This window comes from Streptomyces crystallinus, assembly GCF_039521265.1.
Classification (GTDB): domain Bacteria; phylum Actinomycetota; class Actinomycetes; order Streptomycetales; family Streptomycetaceae; genus Streptomyces; species Streptomyces crystallinus.
In genome coordinates, this window is sequence record NZ_BAAACA010000006.1 from 261540 (window position 1) to 279134 (window position 17595).

General features: G+C 71.4%; 15 protein-coding genes and 1 tRNA gene. 4 read left to right on the forward strand and 12 right to left on the reverse strand.

Going from position 1 to position 17595, the window contains the following annotated elements; all coding sequences use genetic code 11:
- Positions 1 to 19: 19 nt before the first annotated feature.
- On the reverse strand, positions 20 to 1042 hold the full coding sequence (selD, locus tag ABD236_RS05130) for a selenide, water dikinase SelD (RefSeq protein ID WP_344070586.1): 1023 nt from the start codon (positions 1040 to 1042) through the stop codon (positions 20 to 22).
- Positions 1043 to 1100: 58 nt separating this feature from the next.
- Here selD and ABD236_RS05135 point away from each other — a divergent pair.
- From ABD236_RS05135 to selB, 3 genes are all read left to right on the forward strand, one after another.
- A tRNA-Sec gene (locus ABD236_RS05135) sits at positions 1101 to 1193 on the forward strand.
- A 23-nt stretch (positions 1194 to 1216) separates the two neighbouring features.
- Positions 1217 to 2533, forward strand: a complete 1317-nt coding sequence (selA, locus tag ABD236_RS05140) for an L-seryl-tRNA(Sec) selenium transferase (protein ID WP_344070588.1) — start codon at positions 1217 to 1219, stop codon at positions 2531 to 2533.
- Positions 2533 to 4296 carry a selenocysteine-specific translation elongation factor gene (selB, locus tag ABD236_RS05145; RefSeq protein ID WP_344070590.1) on the forward strand — a complete coding sequence of 588 codons (1764 nt, stop codon included), beginning with the start codon at positions 2533 to 2535 and terminating at the stop codon, positions 4294 to 4296. Before selA ends, selB begins: the two co-directional genes overlap by 1 nt.
- A gap of 628 nt (positions 4297 to 4924) precedes the next feature.
- Here selB and ABD236_RS05150 read toward each other — a convergent pair.
- The 9 genes from ABD236_RS05150 to ABD236_RS05190 all read right to left on the reverse strand — a co-directional run bounded on the left by ABD236_RS05150 (position 4925) and on the right by ABD236_RS05190 (position 14295).
- A complete protein-coding gene (locus ABD236_RS05150; RefSeq protein ID WP_344070592.1) occupies positions 4925 to 5488 on the reverse strand; it encodes a hypothetical protein in 564 nt (187 codons plus the stop codon).
- Positions 5489 to 5656: 168 nt separating this feature from the next.
- Positions 5657 to 6034, reverse strand: a complete 378-nt coding sequence (locus ABD236_RS05155; protein WP_344070594.1) for a hypothetical protein — start codon at positions 6032 to 6034, stop codon at positions 5657 to 5659.
- Positions 6031 to 6561: a hypothetical protein gene (locus ABD236_RS05160; RefSeq protein ID WP_344070596.1), complete on the reverse strand. Its 531-nt coding sequence runs from the start codon at positions 6559 to 6561 to the stop codon at positions 6031 to 6033. Before ABD236_RS05160 ends, ABD236_RS05155 begins: the two co-directional genes overlap by 4 nt.
- Before the next feature lie 32 nt (positions 6562 to 6593).
- Positions 6594 to 7118, reverse strand: a complete 525-nt coding sequence (locus ABD236_RS05165; protein WP_344070598.1) for a MauE/DoxX family redox-associated membrane protein — start codon at positions 7116 to 7118, stop codon at positions 6594 to 6596.
- Positions 7115 to 7480 carry a hypothetical protein gene (locus tag ABD236_RS05170; RefSeq protein ID WP_344070600.1) on the reverse strand — a complete coding sequence of 122 codons (366 nt, stop codon included), beginning with the start codon at positions 7478 to 7480 and terminating at the stop codon, positions 7115 to 7117. Before ABD236_RS05170 ends, ABD236_RS05165 begins: the two co-directional genes overlap by 4 nt.
- A gap of 439 nt (positions 7481 to 7919) precedes the next feature.
- On the reverse strand, positions 7920 to 8693 hold the full coding sequence (locus ABD236_RS05175; RefSeq protein WP_344070602.1) for a polysaccharide deacetylase family protein: 774 nt from the start codon (positions 8691 to 8693) through the stop codon (positions 7920 to 7922).
- 239 nt (positions 8694 to 8932) lie between these two features.
- Positions 8933 to 10588 carry a PP2C family protein-serine/threonine phosphatase gene (locus ABD236_RS05180; protein WP_344070604.1) on the reverse strand — a complete coding sequence of 552 codons (1656 nt, stop codon included), beginning with the start codon at positions 10586 to 10588 and terminating at the stop codon, positions 8933 to 8935.
- Positions 10589 to 10741: 153 nt separating this feature from the next.
- Positions 10742 to 12613 carry an ATP-binding cassette domain-containing protein gene (locus tag ABD236_RS05185; RefSeq protein ID WP_344070606.1) on the reverse strand — a complete coding sequence of 624 codons (1872 nt, stop codon included), beginning with the start codon at positions 12611 to 12613 and terminating at the stop codon, positions 10742 to 10744.
- Between the two features lie 284 nt (positions 12614 to 12897).
- Positions 12898 to 14295: a DUF6777 domain-containing protein gene (locus ABD236_RS05190; RefSeq protein WP_344070608.1), complete on the reverse strand. Its 1398-nt coding sequence runs from the start codon at positions 14293 to 14295 to the stop codon at positions 12898 to 12900.
- A gap of 380 nt (positions 14296 to 14675) precedes the next feature.
- Here ABD236_RS05190 and ABD236_RS05195 point away from each other — a divergent pair, with 380 nt between their 5' ends.
- Positions 14676 to 15890 (forward strand): streptophobe family protein, encoded by a 1215-nt coding sequence (locus ABD236_RS05195; RefSeq protein ID WP_344071203.1) that lies wholly within the window; start codon positions 14676 to 14678, stop codon positions 15888 to 15890.
- A gap of 70 nt (positions 15891 to 15960) precedes the next feature.
- On the opposite strand, the gene ABD236_RS05200 is transcribed toward ABD236_RS05195, so the two are convergent.
- Positions 15961 to 16959, reverse strand: coding sequence for a serine/threonine-protein kinase (locus ABD236_RS05200; protein ID WP_344070610.1), 999 nt, complete (start codon positions 16957 to 16959; stop codon positions 15961 to 15963).
- Positions 16959 to 17591, reverse strand: a complete 633-nt coding sequence (locus ABD236_RS05205; RefSeq protein ID WP_344070612.1) for an SH3 domain-containing protein — start codon at positions 17589 to 17591, stop codon at positions 16959 to 16961. The genes ABD236_RS05200 and ABD236_RS05205 overlap by 1 nt, the downstream gene beginning before the upstream one ends.
- Between the last annotated feature and the right edge of the window lie 4 nt (positions 17592 to 17595).

Below are 17595 nucleotides of genomic sequence, written 5' to 3' on the forward strand. Positions count from 1 at the left end.
GGAGGAGTGCGACAGAGCGCTACCTGATCACCATCGTCGGCATGCCGGGATCGGTGCGCGGCGCGAGTTCTCCGATGACGGGATACCCCGGGATCTCTCCGGCGACGAGCAGGCCACCTGACGTCTGCGCATCGGCGAGGAGGAGGAGTTCTTCCTCCCGCACCGGGCCGGCGTCGAGGTGCGGGCGTACCCAGTCCAGGTTTCGGCGTGTTCCGCCGCTGACGAATCCCTCGGACAGGGATTCCCGTACGCCGTCGAGGTAGGGGACGGCCGCCGCGTCGATGATGGCGGTGACCCGGGAGGAGCGGGCGAGTTTGTGGAGGTGTCCGAGCAGCCCGAAACCGGTGATGTCGGTGGCGCACTCGGCGCCTGACCGCAGTGCCAGGGCGCTGGCACGGTCATTGAGGGTGGTCATCGAGTCGATGGCCTGGGGGAACGTCTCACCGGTGACTTTGTGGCGGTTGTTGAGGATGCCGACGCCGAGTGGTTTGGTCAGGGTGAGTGGCTGGCCGGCTCGACCTGTGTTGTTGCGCAGGAGGCGGTCCGGGTGGGCGAGGCCGGTGACCGCCATGCCGAACTTGGGTTCCGGGTCGTCGATGCTGTGTCCGCCGGCCACGTGGCAACCCGCGCCGTGGGCGACGTCGAGGGCGCCGCGCAGGACCTCGGAAGCCAGCTCGAAGGGGAGCACGTCGCGTGGCCAGCCGAGCAGGTTGACGGCCGTGACGGGGCGCCCGCCCATGGCGTAGACGTCCGACAGGGCATTGGCGGCGGCGATGCGTCCCCAGTCGTAGGGATCGTCGACGACCGGGGTGAAGAAGTCCGCGGTGGAGACCACCGCGGTGTCCTGCGAGACGCGGACGACGGCGGCGTCGTCCCCGGTTGCCAGGCCGACGAGCAACTCGCCTCGGGGGTTCTTGACGCCGGCGGACGTCAGTCCTTCGACGACTCGTTCGAGCTCTCCGGGAGGGATCTTGCAGGCACAGCCTCCCCCGTGCGCGTAGGACGTTAATCTGCGTATCGATGACACGTCTTGATCGGTCATGGCAGGATGTTTTCACCCTCGTCGCATTGGTACCAGAGGGAGCGTCACATACCAGCTTGGAGGCGTTAGGGCGGCTGGTGCCCCTCCCGATCTTCAAAATCGGTGTGACCCGGCATCCGGGTCAGGCGGGTTCGATTCCCGTCCGCCTCCGCCGACTTGGGGGTGGACAGCACCGTGGGGGACGCAACACCGGAGAGCTCGGATCCTCGGCGTCACGTCCCGAGCGTGGCCAGGATGCTCGACGATGTCCGACTCCGGGAGAGCATCGGCCGCGTGGGCCGGTCCCTCGTGAAGGACATCGCGCGAGCGGTGCAACAGGCGGCACAGAAAGGCGATGTGGCGCCCGAGGAGTGCGTGGAAGCGATCATCGCCGCGGTACCGGAGCACGCCTCGTCCCTGCGAGCGGTCCGCAACGCGACGGGCGTGATCGTGCACACCAACCTGGGGCGTGCTCCGCTGTCGCGGGCGGCGGTGGACGCGGTGGTGGCCGCTGCCGGACACACCGACGTGGAAATGGACTTGGCCAGTGCACGCCGGGCTCCACGCGGCCGCTCCACGATCGCCGCCCTGCGCCGAGCGGCACCCGGGGCCGAGTCGGTGCACGTCGTGAACAACGGAGCCGCCGCCCTGGTACTCGCCGCGACAGCACTGGCCTCGGGGCGTGAAATCCTGCTGAGCCGCGGCGAGTTCGTGGAGATCGGGGACGGCTTCCGGATCCCGGAGTTGCTCACCTCGACCGGCGCCAGGATCCATGAGGTGGGCACGACCAACCGGACACGGCTGGAGGACTACGCCCGGGCCGTGGGCCCGAGGACCGGCTTCATCCTCAAGATCCATCCGTCCAACTTCACCGTCCGCGGATTCACCTCGGACGTGGGACTCGCCGATCTCGCCACCCTGGGCGTACCGGTCGTCGCGGACATCGGTTCCGGGCTGCTGGTGCCCGATGCGCTCCTGCCCGGCGAACCCGACGTCGGCACGGCTCTGGACGGAGGTGCCAGTCTGGTCATCGCCAGCGCGGACAAGCTGCTCGGCGGTCCACAGGCGGGTCTGATCTTCGGAACCGCAGCCGCGGTCGATGCCCTGCGACGGCATCCGCTGGCCCGCGCGCTGCGCGTCGACAAACTCACCCTCGCGGCCCTGGAGGCCACCCTGACCGGCCCCCAGGCTCCTGTGCGGCAAGCCCTCGAACTGCCGTTGTCCGAACTCCGAGAACGTTCCACGCTCTTGGCCGAGTCCCTGCGCGACGAGGGCATCGACGCGCAGGTGATACCGGCGGAGGCCGTGGTCGGGGGAGGCGGAGCCCCGGGGGTCGCGTTGCCGTCGTGCGCCGTCGCGCTGCCCGCGCGCCTCGCTCTCCCGCTGCGCACAGGGACGCCGCCGGTCGTCGGCCGCGTGGTGCGCGACCGGCTCCTGCTGGATCTGCGCTGTGTTCCGCCCACCGACGACGCACTGGTGCGAAGCGCCGTCGTCACAGCAGCGGTCAACTGATGCACGTCCTTGCCACCGCCGGGCACGTGGACCACGGCAAGAGCACTCTCGTACGCGCTCTGACCGGCCAGAACCCTGACCGGCTCGCCGAGGAGCGGCGCCGGAACATGACCATTGACCTCGGTTTCGCCTGGACCACACTGGACGCCGGTCAGAAGATCGCCTTTGTCGATGTGCCGGGCCACGCGGACTTCGTCCCCAATATGTTGGCCGGCATCGGGCCGGTGCCCGCCGTGTTGTTCGTCGTGGCCGCTGACGAAGGCTGGATGCCGCAGTCCGCCGAGCATCTGGCCGCCCTCGACGCTCTTCAGGTGCGTCACGGCCTGCTGGTCGTCACGCGCAGCGACCTCGCCGACCCCGGCCCGGCAGGCACGCAGGCGCTGGCGAAGATGCGGACGACGTCGCTGCGCCATGTCGACCGCGTGGCCGTCAGCTCGACGACCGGTGCCGGCCTGGAGCAACTGCGGCACCACCTCGCCGAGCTCGTCCGGGACCTGGCCCCGCCAGATGCCTCCGGCCCGGTACGCCTGTGGGTGGACCGGGTTTTCACCGTACGAGGAGCAGGCCTGGTGACCACCGGCACGCTGCCCCAGGGGACCGTCGAGGTGGGTGACGAGCTCGTCGTGGCTCCGCGAGGCATCCGCGTCAAGGTACGCGGAATCCAGACCCTGGGGACGCAGACGTCAACCACCAGAGGAGTGGCGCGTGTTGCGCTGAATCTACGCGGTCTCGGCCGCGACGACATCCGCCGTGGCGATGCGCTCCTCACGCCGCGGCGCTTCCTCGACACCACCGTGTGCGACGTCCGCTTGCACCACACCGGCGACGCCCGGATGCCGAAAACGCTCATGCTCCACATCGGAGCCGCCACGCGCGCGGTACATGTACGCCCGCTCGGCACCGAAGCAGCACGACTGTCCTTCGCTCCGGCGCTTCCTCTCCACATCGGTGACCGTGCTCTGCTGCGCGACCCGGGCCGCCATCGGATCGTGACCGGGGTGACGGTTCTCGACGTCCAGCCGCCTGAGCTGCGCCGTCGGGGAGCCGCCACCCTGCGGGCCCGGCAACTCGCGACCCTGTCCGGAACCCAGGCGGAGGCGCAGGAACTCGCTCACCGGCGCTTGGTCCGCCGCCCCCTCCTCGAAGCCATGGGGGTACGCGTCACCAGCGCGCCCGTGGCCGCGGACTGGCTGGCCGACCCCGGATACTGGCAGGAGATGGCCCAGCGCCTCACCGTCTTGGTGTCCGACCACGCCGCTGCCCAGCCGTACTCGGACGGCCTGCCGCTGGAGACCGCCCGTCAGATGCTCGGCCTGCCCGAGCCCGCCCTGGTCGCGGCCCTCGTCGAGCTCCCCCTCGTCCTTCGCCAAGGGCGCATCGTCCACCAGGGCGAGAAACTGCCGGAACCGCTCGCCACCGCCGTACGACAAGTGCGTGACGTGCTCCAGCGCGCCCCGTTCCGTGCTCCCGAGGCGCAGGACCTGGCCGGACTCCACCTGGGAGCCCGGGAGATACGCAGGGTCGTCCGCGCGGGTCTGCTCCTGTGCTTGGAGGAGAAGGTCGTGCTCATGCCTGACGCGCCGCAGCAGGCTCTCGCTCGACTGGCCCTTCTGGAACAGCCGTTCACGGTATCCGAGGCGACCAGGGCGCTCGACACCACCAGGCGCGTTTCCCTGCCGTTGCTGAGGCATCTGGACGGCCAGGGGCTGACCCTCCGGTTGGACGACAACCGTAGAGAGGTCGTACGGCGACGAGGAGGGTGAGAGGGCCGACCGCGCATTCAGGCGGTCAGCCCCCTCACAGCCCCTCACAACCCCTGTCAGGCCCCTCATGGCCTCCGTCAGACCCCCGTCAGGCCTCCCGCACCGAAGTCACGCCGCGTTCAACAGGATGCGGGCCGTGCTTCCGGTCCCCTTGACGGTCACCTGCCAGCAACCCGGGCCGGGCAGTTCCACGCTCATCGGCAGGGGCCCGGGAATGCCCTCGGACGTGGGCGTCATATGAGCCCGGCCAGTCCCGGCGGTCCCGCGAACTCCCTCCACCGACACCTGGGGGGCGGCATGCTGATCCACCCACAGGGGAAACTTCCCTCGGCGCACGGCGCCCTGCCGCTCCAGAATGTCGCTCCAGCTGTCGGTCCGTGGCGCGATGAACCAGATGCTGCCCGAGCCGACCGCTGTCTGACCGTCCCGCGACAGTTTCGTCGGGGGCCGGGAGTCCGGAACCACGTCGTCGTCGCAGTCGGCCTTGCTGAGCCGCGGGTGGGAGGGCGAGGGTGAATCCGAGTGCGACGGGGCCGCCTTCGGCGCTCCCTGGTGGTCACTACAGGCCGTGGTGACCAGCAGGGCCGATAAGGACAATGGCACCGCGACAGCTCGCCAACGCCTTGCGTCAAGCGACCCCATAGAGACTCCCTATCAACCCGAGCGGCAACAGCGTCAGCACGATGATGCCCGCACTCTGCGTCAGCCGTGTCAGTGAGTACGTACGCGGTCGGCCGATTCCCGCGGGGTCCCCGATCATCGTGGCGATGATCAGCGGAACCCCGAAGAACACGCCGTACACCAGTCCGCCCCACTGAGGTACGACGGTGAGTGCGGCGCTGATCAGCAGCACCCACGAAGCGCTGGACATACGGAACGTCGTCCATATCAGCCCGGTGTCCAGCCCCCACAGCAGCGGCGTGACCCAGGTCGGTGCGGCGCCCGCGTCATCGGACAGCGTCTTGGCGGTCTGCCGACGCAATCCCACGGTGAAGGTGCCCCGCCTGATCGCCCGGGCATCCAGCACGATGCCCGCCACGGCCGCTGCCGCACACGTCGCCGTCCGGACGCCGTGCGGAAGATGGCCGAACGTGACAGTGCCCACCTGGTACAGGAGCGCGACCATGAACCCGGCGGCCGCGATGTGCGCGAGCGCGAGAAGACCGACGAAGCGCAGGTTCCTTCGTCGCACGAAGACGGAATCCCCTTGCACGAAGGGGCGGACGAATCCGATGAAGGACTGGCCTCAAGGGCTGAACAGCTGGGCGAACCCGGCCACCGCTGCCAGGCTCACCGTCCACAGAGCCACCAAAGTCATGGCGCCGGCCGCTCCCTACGGTGTCGGTTGTACGCGATCACATCAAGCCGGGTCGGGGCCGAACCATATGGAGCATGCGAAGGGGCCGTCATAGCAGGTCGACCCCTTCGCGCACTCTCCGCAGTAGTACCGGTTGCTGCCCGTGACGCAGCTCCACGTCCTCCGGTTGTAGCCGCTCGGGCAGGTGTAGCGGTCCTTGTTCACCTGGTAGCTGCACATGTTGCACTTGGCGAGGCTGCAACAGGGCGAGCCCTGGCAGTCGGCCATGGCCTTGCCGCCCAGAAACAGCGTGGCGAGACCGGCGACGATCGCGGTGGACGACGTCCGCAGCACACGGCGGCGTCGTGCCGGCCGGCTGCTCAGTTCGTCAAGCTCCGTCATCACGCCTGTGGACTCGGCGCACACGGTGGCGGTGCTCATACAGGTGCCTTCCCTTCCGCAGCAGATTCGGGCGACAGGGACGCCGGGACGGCGTCCGCGGTGAGCAGGGAGTCGAGCTGGCGGAACGAGGGGATGGTCTGTCCCAGTACCACCTCACCGTTCCGGTAGACGAACGCGGCGGGAGTGACGTCGAGTTCGAGAGCGTCACTGATACGGCCGTCCAGGTCCACGGTCCCCTGGACCCGCGGCAGACCGGTCTCGGCGAACCACGTCTCGGCCCGCTCCTGGAACCCCTCCACGAGAACCACCCACAGTGACGTGGGCGGCCTGCCGTTGAGCTTCCTGGCGATGGTCTTGCAGGTGTCGCAGGTGGTCGACAGGAAGAGGACGACCAGGTACTCGCGAGTGTCGAGCTCCGCCGGCAGGCCGATCGCGGACGGCCGGAGTGCGCGGTCGCCGGGTATCTCGATCGGAGCGGGAGCGTCGTCCAGTTCGAGCCGCCCTCTGATCAGCTGCTGTGTCTGATACTGGTCGACCAAGGCCAGCAGGCAGATCAGAACCAGCACGGACAGGACAGAGACCACAATCCAGAGAAAGATCATTGCGGCACCATCGCTTGCATGTACTCCCGGTTCTTTCGGGTCAGGGGAAGCACCTGGAAAGCCGCGAAGACCGCCAACGCGAGCGTCACGGCAACAGCCGTTTCCGGACCGGCCGGTGAATGGTCGGGCGTCCGTAGGGCCAACGCCGCGACACCGCCCCACAGCGGCAGCATCGCGATCTGGCGCAGCCCGAGATCACCTCCGTCCGCCTGGCCGAAGCAGGCGCATTTCACCTTTGTCCCCCGAGCCAGTGCCAAGGCTCCCGCAGTCGCGAAGGAAAGGCCGAGGACGACCACCAGCACAGCGGTCACGGCAACTCTGGGCACGCTCAACAAGCAGAATCCGGCGGCGAGTTCCGTCAGGGGGACGGCGGCCGAAACGAGAACCGGCCGTTTGACGCGCAATGCCGCGAGAGTCGACCGGAACGAACGTGGCGCCGCCAATTTCTGGGCTGCCGCGTAGATGAGCGACGCGGCCGCGGTGATACGCACGACAGCGTTCAGCGTGTCGTACGCCGTCATCGTCCGGGGGGCCGGACTGCCATGACCTGTGCGGCCTCCAGCTCCGTGTCCAGCAGGCAGACAGCCGTACGGCCGCCCTTCTCGCTGGGGGCTTCGAGCAGCGGTGTCGGCGCCGTACGCCGCCCGCCGACCTGATACCCCCCGCCGGGGAGGGGCTTGGGCACCCCTGTCACCCAGGACACGACCGGAATCGCTGCGACATCCATCCCGTCCCACCAGTCGGTCACCATCACGCGGTCCCCGGGACGAGGAATGACGCCGTTCGGAAAACCGACCAGCGGGACGACTTCCTGCGAGGCCCTGGCGTCGGGCGCCATGAGCTCACGCGTGCGGCTGCCTTCTCGGGGAAAGTCGACGCGCACCCTCCCCCCCTCGACCGAGCGAACTCGGGCCAGATCAGTCCGTGCGTCACTGCCGGGGCTGCCACTTCGTCCATCTGCCGACGCGCTTTCGGTGGCCGAAATGCCGAGGGCCGTAGCGCCCGCCCCGGCTGCTGCGGTCGTGAGTGCGGTTCTCCGCGTAAAGCGCCCACGCCAGTCCATGACGCCTCCTAGGAATCGGAAGCATCAACAGTGTCCGGGCCAAGGCGTAATGTCAGCACCGACCTTCCTTACGCTTGTCCGGAACCTCTCTTCAAAATTCACGCCCCCGTTGTCTCCCCTGGCGACCTGGCAGGTCATCACGGCAGAGGACAAAGTTCCATTTTTTACCAGATGCGAAGGAACGACTCGAACTCGATCAGTTCAGGCGCGTCCCCGGCCGGCCGGCACCCAGGGCCGGTGACCGAGACCAGGTCGACGGTCAGTGCACCGGGAACCCGAACGCGTACCCCTGCTCCTTGAGCCACGGCAGGATGCGGCGCAGGGCCTGGACCGTCTGGGTGCGGTCGCCGCCCGCGTCGTGGAAGAGGAGGGTGGGGCCGTTGTGCAGCTCCCGCTCGACCGTGGCGACGATGGCGTTCGTCCCGGGGCGCTCGAAGTCCTTGCTGTCGACGTTCCAGCCGAGCGGGCGCATGCCACGGGAGGCGGCGAGTTCGCGGCTGTACGGAGTGAACGCCCCGCCGGGAGCCCGGTAGTACATGGGGCGCACGCCGCCGGACGCCTCGGTGATCATGCGTTCGGCGTCGAGGATCTGCTTCGACTGGTAGGCCTGGTCGCGCTTGTCCATGGCGGTGTTGTGCGACACCGAGTGGTCGCACAGCCGGTGGCCGGCCGCGACCACCTTCTTCACGAGGTCCGGGTGCGCCTGCGCCTGGGTGCCCACCATGCAGAACGTGGCCTTCACCCCGTACTCCCGCAGCAGGTCGAGCACTTGCGGGGTCCACCGGGGGTCGGGGCCGTCGTCGATGGTGATGTTGACGCCGCGCGCCCCCGCGTCCGAGGAGTGCGCGATGCTCGTCTCGACCCGCTTGACCTGACCGCCCGGGGTGGCCGGCGAGGTCGCCCTGGGGGCCGCCTCGCCGCTCGCGTCGCCGGCCTGGGCGGTCCACACCGAGGCGCCGGTGGCGAGCACGGTCACCCCGATTGCCGCCCCGATCATCTTGCCGTACCAGCCCCGCCCGCCGTGCCGTGCCATGTCCGCCCCTCTCGCGCAGTTCCTCGCTGATCCCCGGTCGCCTTGCGGCCACCTGGCAGGACGGAGCTTCGGGGCTGAGGGATCCCTCTGTTACGGATCACGGACATTTCCGGGAGAGATCGCGGACATCTGGGCGCGATATGGGGTGAGAATCGGCCTGGTTGGCCTGAACTCGGCTACCGTGCCGCCGGGCTGCTCTCTGCGTACGCTCCCGTCACAGACTGACGCCTACGCTCCCCTCAGAGACTGATGTGCAGGGCGCAGATGTCGTCGCGGCGGGCGTCCGGTGTGACGAGAGCGTCCAGGATGCCGTCCAGGACGCGGGCGCCGCCGGTGGGCGCCGTAGCGGCGGCCACCAGGCGGGCCAGGCCCTCGTCGACGTCCTCGCCCGGCTTCTCGACCAGGCCGTCCGTGTACAGCAGCAGTTGGTCGCCGGGGAGCAGCCGGAGGGCGGAGGCCTCGTAGTGGGGCGCGGTCGTCGCGCCCAGGAGGATGCCCCGGGGGGCGGGCAGATAGTGGGCCCGGCCCTGGCGCAGGAGTAGGGGCGGCGGATGGCCGGCCTGCACCCAGGACAGCTGTGAGGTGTCGGGCTCGTAATGGGCCATGATCATCGTGGCCGTGCTGAAGTTCCGCTCGGAGGTGTGCAGCAGCAGGGTGTTGAGCCGGGTGAGGATCGTCGCCAGGGGTGTGCCGGTGATCGCCATGCCCTTGGCGGTGAAGCGGAGCTGGGCCATGGTGGCCACCGCGTCCAGTCCATGGCCGGCCACGTCACCGATGACCAGCAGGGCGCTGCCGTCGGGCAGTTCGATGGCGCTGTACCAGTCGCCCCCGACGTTCAGCCCTTCCTGGAGGGGCTGGTAGGCCACGTCCACGGTGAGCCCGGCGAGGCGCAGGGACTGCTGGGGCACCGGCAGCAGGGCGTGCTGGAGACGGCCGGCGAGGTCGCGTTCGGCCGCCAGGAGACTCCGGTGGGCCAGGGCGGCCCGCTGGTGTTCCAGCAGCTGCTGTTCGGCCCGCTTCGCGGGGGTGAGGTCCTGGAAGAAGCCGAGGACCTCCACCGGGTTCTCCCGTGCGTCCATCTCGGCTTCCGCGACGATGCGTACATGCCGGACCTCCCCGACGGCCGTGGTGATCCGGAACGTGTGGTCGATGGGCTTGCCCTCGCCCAGCAGCCGCCGCACGGTCCTGACCAGGGCTGGAAGATCCTCGGCGACGACCTGGGAACGCAGCTCCGCGAGCGTCATCGGCTCTTGGGCCCGGTCCCTGCCGAAAATGGCATAGACCTCGTCCGACCAGGTGACCACGTTCCCGGTCAGGTCCCAGTCCGCCCAGCCCATCATCGCCAGCCGCTGCATCACCGTCAGCCTGCGCTGCTCCCGCTCCCCGCTGTCCAGCCGGACCCAGGAGACGATCAGCCCGCCCTGGCACGCCGCCACCCGTACGGCGAACCGGGACAGACGCGGTATACCGGCGAGGACCTCTTCGTACTCGAAAGGGTCACCCTCGTAACGGACCCCGCTCTCCAGCGTGCGGAGGTATCCGCGCCACAGTTCGGTGCCGACGACTGTGGGATAGGTCTCCAGGATGCTGAGCCCGACCAGTTCCTGGCCCCGGCGGGCCGCGATGTCGACCGCGTCGGGCGCCGCCGCCATGATCCGGAAGTCCGCGACCTCGCCGTCGTCCCCGAACACCGGCATCAGGAAGATCGCCGAGCCGGGCAGACCGTCGAGCACCTCCTGCACGGTGGCGATCCGCGCGGCGAGCGCCTGGTCGCCGTCGGCCGCCGGGGGCCGGGGCGCCACACGGCCGCTCGACGCGTATACGGGGCCGCCCCCGGCCATGCCGAAGCCGCCTCTGCCCGATGCCGCCGCCACCGGCTCCTCGCGGTCTGTCATGCCACGAGCATGGCACGCTTCGGGACCGGCCCCCGCCACAATGGATCATCTGTCGGGCGGCCTGGACGGCGGTGACCGCCGCCCGAGCGCCGCGGCGGCGACGAGGGCGGGACCGACTCACCGCGACTCCGGCCCCGCGACCGCCAGGGGCCCCTACCGGTCCTGCGACAACGCGTGCAGCTCGCTGAACAACCCCCCCGACCGCAACAGATCCTCGTACGAGCCCTGTTCGGTGACGCGGCCGCGTTCCATCACCACGATGCGGTCCGCCATGCGGGTGTTCTCGATGCGGTGGGTGACCACGATCGTGATGCGGTCGTGGGCCATGGCCTTGAGGACCGTGAACATGCGGTGTTCGCCGCGGGCGTCCATCTCGGAGGTCGGCTCGTCCAGGATCAGGACCGGTGGGCGGCGGTAGAGGGCGCGGGAGCAGGCGATGCGCTGCCACTGGCCGCCGGAGAGTTCGCTGCCGCCCCACAGCTCGCGGGCCAGCAGGGTGTCGAGGCCGTGGGGGAGCTCCTCCACCGGCGCGCGCATCCCCACCGCGTCCACCGCCTCCCAGACCGGGGTGTCGTGGTGGGTGCGCGGCTGGCCCAGGGTGACGTTCTCCCGTACGGCCAGCGGCCACTGGCCGAAGAACTGCGGGACCAGGCCGGTGCGCCGCCACACCGTGTCCGGGTCGGCGGCCGCCACGTCGACGCCGTCCCAGGCCACCTTGCCCTTGTCGGGCAGATAGAGGCCGATGATCAGACGGGTCAGGGTGGACTTGCCCGAGCCGTTCTCGCCGACCACCGCGACCACCTCGCCCCGGCGCAGGGTGAGAGAGACCCGGTCCACCGCCGGGGCCTCCTTGTTCGGGTACTGGTAGACGACCTCGTCCAGGCGGATCTCCTCCGGTCGCTCGGGGGCGGTCAGGGCGCCGCGCCTGGGGGCGCGTTCGGCCGCGAAGTCGAGGAAGGAGCGCATGTCGGCCAGGTACAGGCTGGTGTGGAACATCGCCGCCCCGTAGCTGACGAGCTGCGACAGGGCGCTCAGTGAGCTCTGCACCGCGACCACCGCCGTCGCCGCCACGCCCAGCCCGACCCGGCCGCTCACCGCCAGCCAGGCCAGGGTCGCCCAGGCGGCGAGGAGGAAGGCGCCGCCGAGCGCCGAGGTGGCCAGGGCGATCCGCAGCAGCCGGGGCGCCATCGCCAGGGTGCGGCGGTCGATGCGCTCCGACAGCGAGCGGTACCAGAACATCAGATAGCCGGTCATACCGTTCGCCCGGACCTCGTCGGCGAGCTTGGGCGTCGTCGCCCACCAGCGCATCATGCCGCGCACATTGCGGTCGCCCACATTGGCGTAGTGCGTCTCGTAGTCGACGCGCGCCGACATCACCGCGCCCACCCCGGCGGGCAGCACGGCCAGCACGAGCAGCGCGAGCATCAGCGGGTGCAGCACCGTGAGGACACCCGCCGCCGCGGCCATACGGATCACCGCCGCCATGAACTGCTGCGCGTCGCGCACCATCATGGTGGTGCGCATCACACCCATCTCGGCCGCCTCCTGGCGGTCCGCGAACCCCTCCTCGCCGTACGCGGACGCCTCCACGCGGCACACCGCCTCGACCATGTCGGCGTCGGCCGCCGTCGTCAGCGGCGGGGTGATCCTGCCCTCCGCGTACGAGGCGAGCGCCGTCGTCACGCGCGCGAGGCCGACCGCGACGGCGATCACGATCAGCGCCGGCAGCGCCGACTCGATCCGGTCGGCCGCCCGGCCCTCGCCCAGGATCGGCGCCATGGCCCGGGAGGTGGCGCCGAGCAGCACCGCCGCCGCGAGCCCGATCACGATCTGGCAGACCAGCAGGAGGAGGACGGACCTCCGGTCGATCCGCCACGCCATCCGGCACGTCTGGCCGAGCACGGACGGCAGCCGTGCGCACATCTGCCGGAACGAGGCCCCGCCGAGCGGGTTCTTGCCGAAGTGCCCCGCGAAGGTGATCTCGGCCGGCGGGGGCGGGGGAACCGGCGTCGCGTCGCTGCTCACACCCGCCTCCCCGGGTGTGGCTGATCGAACACCGGATGAACGTGTAAGGCATGGCTGGGAGAACCCACGGCGACTCCTCGAACGACGGATGCGGACCTGACGTAAACACAACGCTGCTGATCAGCGAGGCGTAACGGCCGAGTCGTCGAGAAAAAGTTCGACTGCCGAGGCGGAACGTTGCGGCAGCCGGATTCGGCGCCTGTGATCCGTAGTTCGAATCACTCGGGAGTGGACCGGCACCCGTCGCGGGGGTCGCGGACCCCCGGGGCTGCCCCGGGGCTCGCTCAGTAACCGCCGCCGGGCGCCGACTGCGCCGGGCTCGTCACCGGGGCGTACGGCGTCGAGTTCCCCGGCTGCGGCTGTGAGGTCGTCGGCAGCGACGTCGGTGCTTCGGACCGCGCGGACTCCGAGGGGGCGCAGGACGCCGGGGAGGAGCCGCTGTACGGCGACGGGCAGGCCGGGGACGGCGAGCCGGCCGGGGTCGAGGTGCCCGGCGGCGGGGTCTTCCTGTCGCCCGCGCCCGTGTCGCCCTTGGGGCGCGAGAACCACTCGTCGTGGTCCGCGTCGAACATGACGAACCTGTCGACCATGTGGGTGGCGGGCGCGACGACGGCCACGTTCGACGGCCGGTACGCGGGCCAGGCGTCGCCCGTCGGCTTGGGCGTGCCCTGCTGGGCGACCGGCGGCAGCAGCGGGTTCCCGCAGGCGCAGCGCACCCTGGGCACGCCCCGGTCGTCCACGAGCACGGCCGTGCCGGCCTGGAGGACGGCCTGGTAGGAGGTCGCCGAACCGTTCTCGTAGCCGTGGTTGGTCACCCGGGTGTCGATGCGGAGCTGTACGGGCGTGAGCGCGCGCAGATAGCCGGGCACGGCGTCGGGCGCGATGTCCTCGACGGACGCGAAGGCCTTGTTCTTCGCCGGGTCGGCCCCCAGTGCGTCGATCTGCTTCTCCACGTCGCAGCTGGCCTTGTTACGCGTACCGCCGTAGAGCCCGGCGGCCGAACCGTCCACGCCGCGCGTCACGTTGGCCGAGGCCGGTGCCGACGCGCTGGGCAGGGACGGCGGCGAAGGCGGCGGTGAGCTGTAGCGCGCGCTCGACGCGGTGAAGGGCCGCGGCCCCTCCTTGCCCGCCGCCTGGAGGTAGACCTCGTTGCCGCCCGCCTTCGTGCCGGAGGAGCCGTCGGAGCGGGTGAAGACGATCACGAGGACCACGGCTGCCACGATCGCGCCGGTGGTGAGGGCGATACGGGGGGCCGAGCGCCACCAGGGGCGGTCGGGACCGCCACCTCGGCCCCCGGCTCCCGCGCCGTGCGGGCCCTCGCCGGAGCCCCGGTCGCCGGGGCCACCGCCGGACGCGGAGGCTCCGCCTCCACCCCCAGAGCCGTCGCCCGGACCCGAGCCGCCACCGGAGCCCGGACCCGAGCCGCCACCTGAACCCGGACCCGAGCCGCCTCCGCCGCCCGTGCTCCCGGGCCCGGACGGCCCACTGCCCCCGCCCGTACCGACCGCGATCGTCTCGTCGTGGCCGCCGCTGCCGCTCCGGCCGCCACCCCCGCTCGTACCGCCGCCGCCCTCGCCGCCGCCGCTGGGCGGGCCCGACGGCGGGCCGGGGCGGGTGGGGCCCGACAGGGGGCCGGACGGGGGGCCGGTGGGGCGGCCGGACGGGGGAGGTTCGACGCTCACGAGCTCTTCTTCCCGGCGTTGGGGTCCCGCGGGAGTGCGGGGCACTCGACCGAGGAGAGCCGGTGCGGCCGCCGGCCGTCGTCCGCGGGCGGCGACGGCATCGGTGGCGGCGCGCGAGCGGCCTCCGGGTGCAACCGGCGTACCGGTTCGTCCGCGTACGGGCGAGTCCGGCGCGTCCTCGACCTGCCCATTGTGTGCCCGGGTCCCGGCGGGCCCGCAAGCTGACGCGGTCGGCCCCCCATGACGGGCGGACCGCTCCGGCGCTGCTTAGCGTGACAGACGTGAGCCAGGACAAACCGCCACAGACGCCCCCGGAGGTGCGACGCGCGCGCCACGGCTGGGCCGAGGCCCTCGTGGCGGTGCTGACCGGACTGGTCGCCATGGCCGTCGTCGCCGCGCTCGGGCTGCTCGCGGCCGGTGCCTCCGACCTGCCCGACAACGCCTTTGTGCAGGTCGTCGCCGCCGTCGTCGTCATGGCGGTCGGCGGTTCGGTCGACGTCGTGGGCGACGCAGGCTTCCTCGGGCAGACCGACGCCGATGTGGCCGTCCTCCCGCTCACCGTCACGCTCGTCGGCGCGCTTCTCGTCGCCGCCGGGTTCCTGCGGCCGCTGAGGCACCGGGCCGTGGCCGGCGCCCGCGAACTCGCCCTCTGGGCCGCCCGGGTGGCCGTCCTGTGGCTGCTCGCGCTGCTCGGCCTCTCCTTCCTCGCCCGCAAGCGGTTCACCGTCGGGCTCGGCGGCGGGGCCATCGGCGACATCGGGGAGCTACTGGACGCCACACCCGAGGTCGGCTTCGAGACCGATGTACCGCTCACCCTGCTCTTCGGGCTGCTCTGGCTCGCCGGGCTGCTCTTCCTCGCCCTGGTGGTCTCCCGCAAGGCCCCGCTGCCCGCCCGGCTGCTGCGCTTCCAGGAGTCGGTGCGCCCGGCCGCCTTCGCGATGGTCGTGCTGCTGCTGGCGTACGTGGCGCTGGGCGTCGTGGTGGGGCTGGTGGTCGCGGTCGTACGGGGGCATACGGCCGAGACGTTCGCGGTGATCCTGCTCGGTCTGCCGAACCTCGTCTGGACAGCCTTCACGGTCGGGCTCGGCGCGTCCTGGGAGGGCCGGGTCGACGGGCCGTTCGGGCTGCCCATGCCGCACGTCCTGGACCAGGTGCTGCGTACGCCCGACCTCTCCACCCTGAACCTGCGCACCCTGGCGGACTACGACGGGCGGGTGTGGTGGCTGCTGGTGATCGCCGCGGTGCTGGTCCTGGCCGCCGCGTTCCTGATGGCGGCCCGCTCCCCGGCCCGGGTACGGGCGTGGCAGCACGCCCTGCACATGGCCGTGGCGCTCGCCCTCACCGTGCTGGCCGTGTCACTGCTGGCCAGTACCTCCGCGCACTACGGTCTCTCGCTGCTCGGCATCGGGGACCTCGGCGGCGGTCTCTCCGGCCAGGTCTCCCTCAAGCCGCGCCTGTGGACGGGCCTGGGCTTCGCGGTGCTGTGGGGCCTGGTCGCGGGCTTCCTCGGCAGCCTGCTCGCCCGGCGGGTGCGGCGGCGCGGAGAGGTGGAGCCGGGGCCCCCGGACGACGGGCTCCAGGAGACGCCCGGCTGACGGTCACAGCGGCTCAGGAGAACGCCGACCGACGCGGACACCGGCTCCGCCAAGAAATGCCTGCTGTCCCTCACCCCGCCCCCGGAAACACCGGCCGGGCCCACTCCGGCGGCCCCGGCGGCGGTGTGGGCGGCTCCGGGGCGCCGATCACCCGTAGGTCCACCTGCGTCGGCGGATGCCCGCCAGGACCCGCGCCGGACGCCGCCGCCCGCAGGGCCGCCACGAACGCCAGGCACGAGTCGTAGCGGTCGTCCGGGATCTTGGCCAGGGCCTTCGCCATCACGGCGTCGACCCCGGCGGCGATGTCGGGCCGCCGCTCGGTGAGCGCGGGCGGCGGGTCGTACTGGTGCGCCCACAGCAGCGCCATGTCGTCGTCGCGCTGGAACGGCGGGGTGCCCGCCATCGTCTCGTAGACCACGCACGCGAGGCTGTACACATCGCAGCGGCCGTCCACCGGGCGGCCCGAGATCTGCTCCGGCGCCACGTAGTCGAGGGTGCCGACGAACTGGCCGACCGTGGTGAAGCCGGTCAGCGACAGCGACTTCTTGGTCAGGCCGAAGTCGGTGAGGTAGACGTGCTCGGGGTGGTCGCTGTCGGTGCCCGGGGCCACCAGGACGTTGCCCGGCTTCACGTCCCGGTGCACCAGGTCGTGCTCATGGGCGGCGTCCAGCGCGGACGCCACCTGGGCCGCGATCCTGGCCGCCGTGGCGACCGGCAGCGGGCCCTCCTGGTCGAGCAGCGCCCGCAGATCGCGCCCGGCGACGTACCGCATGGCGATGTACAGGACGCCGTCGGTCTCCCCGGCCTCGAAGACGGGCACGATGTGCGGGTGGTCGATCGCGGCGGCCACCCGCGACTCGTGGGTGAAGCGCTGCCGGAACGTGTCGTTGCGGGCGAGTTCGGGCGCGAGCAGCTTCAGCGCGACCGTCCGCTCCAGACGCAGATCGCGGGCCCGGTAGACCACGGCCATCCCCCCGCGGCCGATCTCCCGCTCGATCCGGTACCCGGCGATCCGCCGTCCGACGAGATCGGAGGGGCGCCCGGTGTACAGGTCGCTCTCGGGTGCCATCAGGTCTCACCGGGCCAGGGGCCGGTGCTTTCGGGGGAGTGCCCCTCACCGTCGGGGCGGACCACGCGGGTCGCGTCGGCCGGGCCGGAGACGGGGCCCTCGCCCGAAGACGGCTGCGCGGACGGCGCCCCGGACGGCCGTGCGGACGGCTGCCCGGACGCCGCGAAGGTGCTCAGCCGCGTCCCGTCGCAGTACACCCACCGCTCGTGTTCCGCGTCGTAGAGCCACACCGCCTCGCCCTCGACGACCATGCCGGCCCGCAGCCCCTGGGTGCGCTGCCGGAACGCCTCCCCGTCGAGGCGGCCCGCCGCCAGGTCCTCCGCGGCGCTGCGGTAGCGGCTCAGCATGTCCTGGACGCGGGCGAGGAGGGGCCGCGGGTCGGCCGTACGGGCCAGCGGCGCGCCCGGCACCGGCGGTCCCTGCGGGACGGTGACCAGGAGGCGGCCGTCGACCCACGCCGACCAGGAGTTGGCGCACAGGATCCGGGCCCAGTCGCCCCGCCGGTCGATCAGCTGGACCGGCAGCAGCGCGTCCAGCGGCACGGTGGGGCGCCCGGTGTCGGGGCTCTCCCAGGCGGCGAGGCCGCCGGGAGGGACGACATGGGTGGGACGGAAGTCCACGGGAGCGCTCATCGCG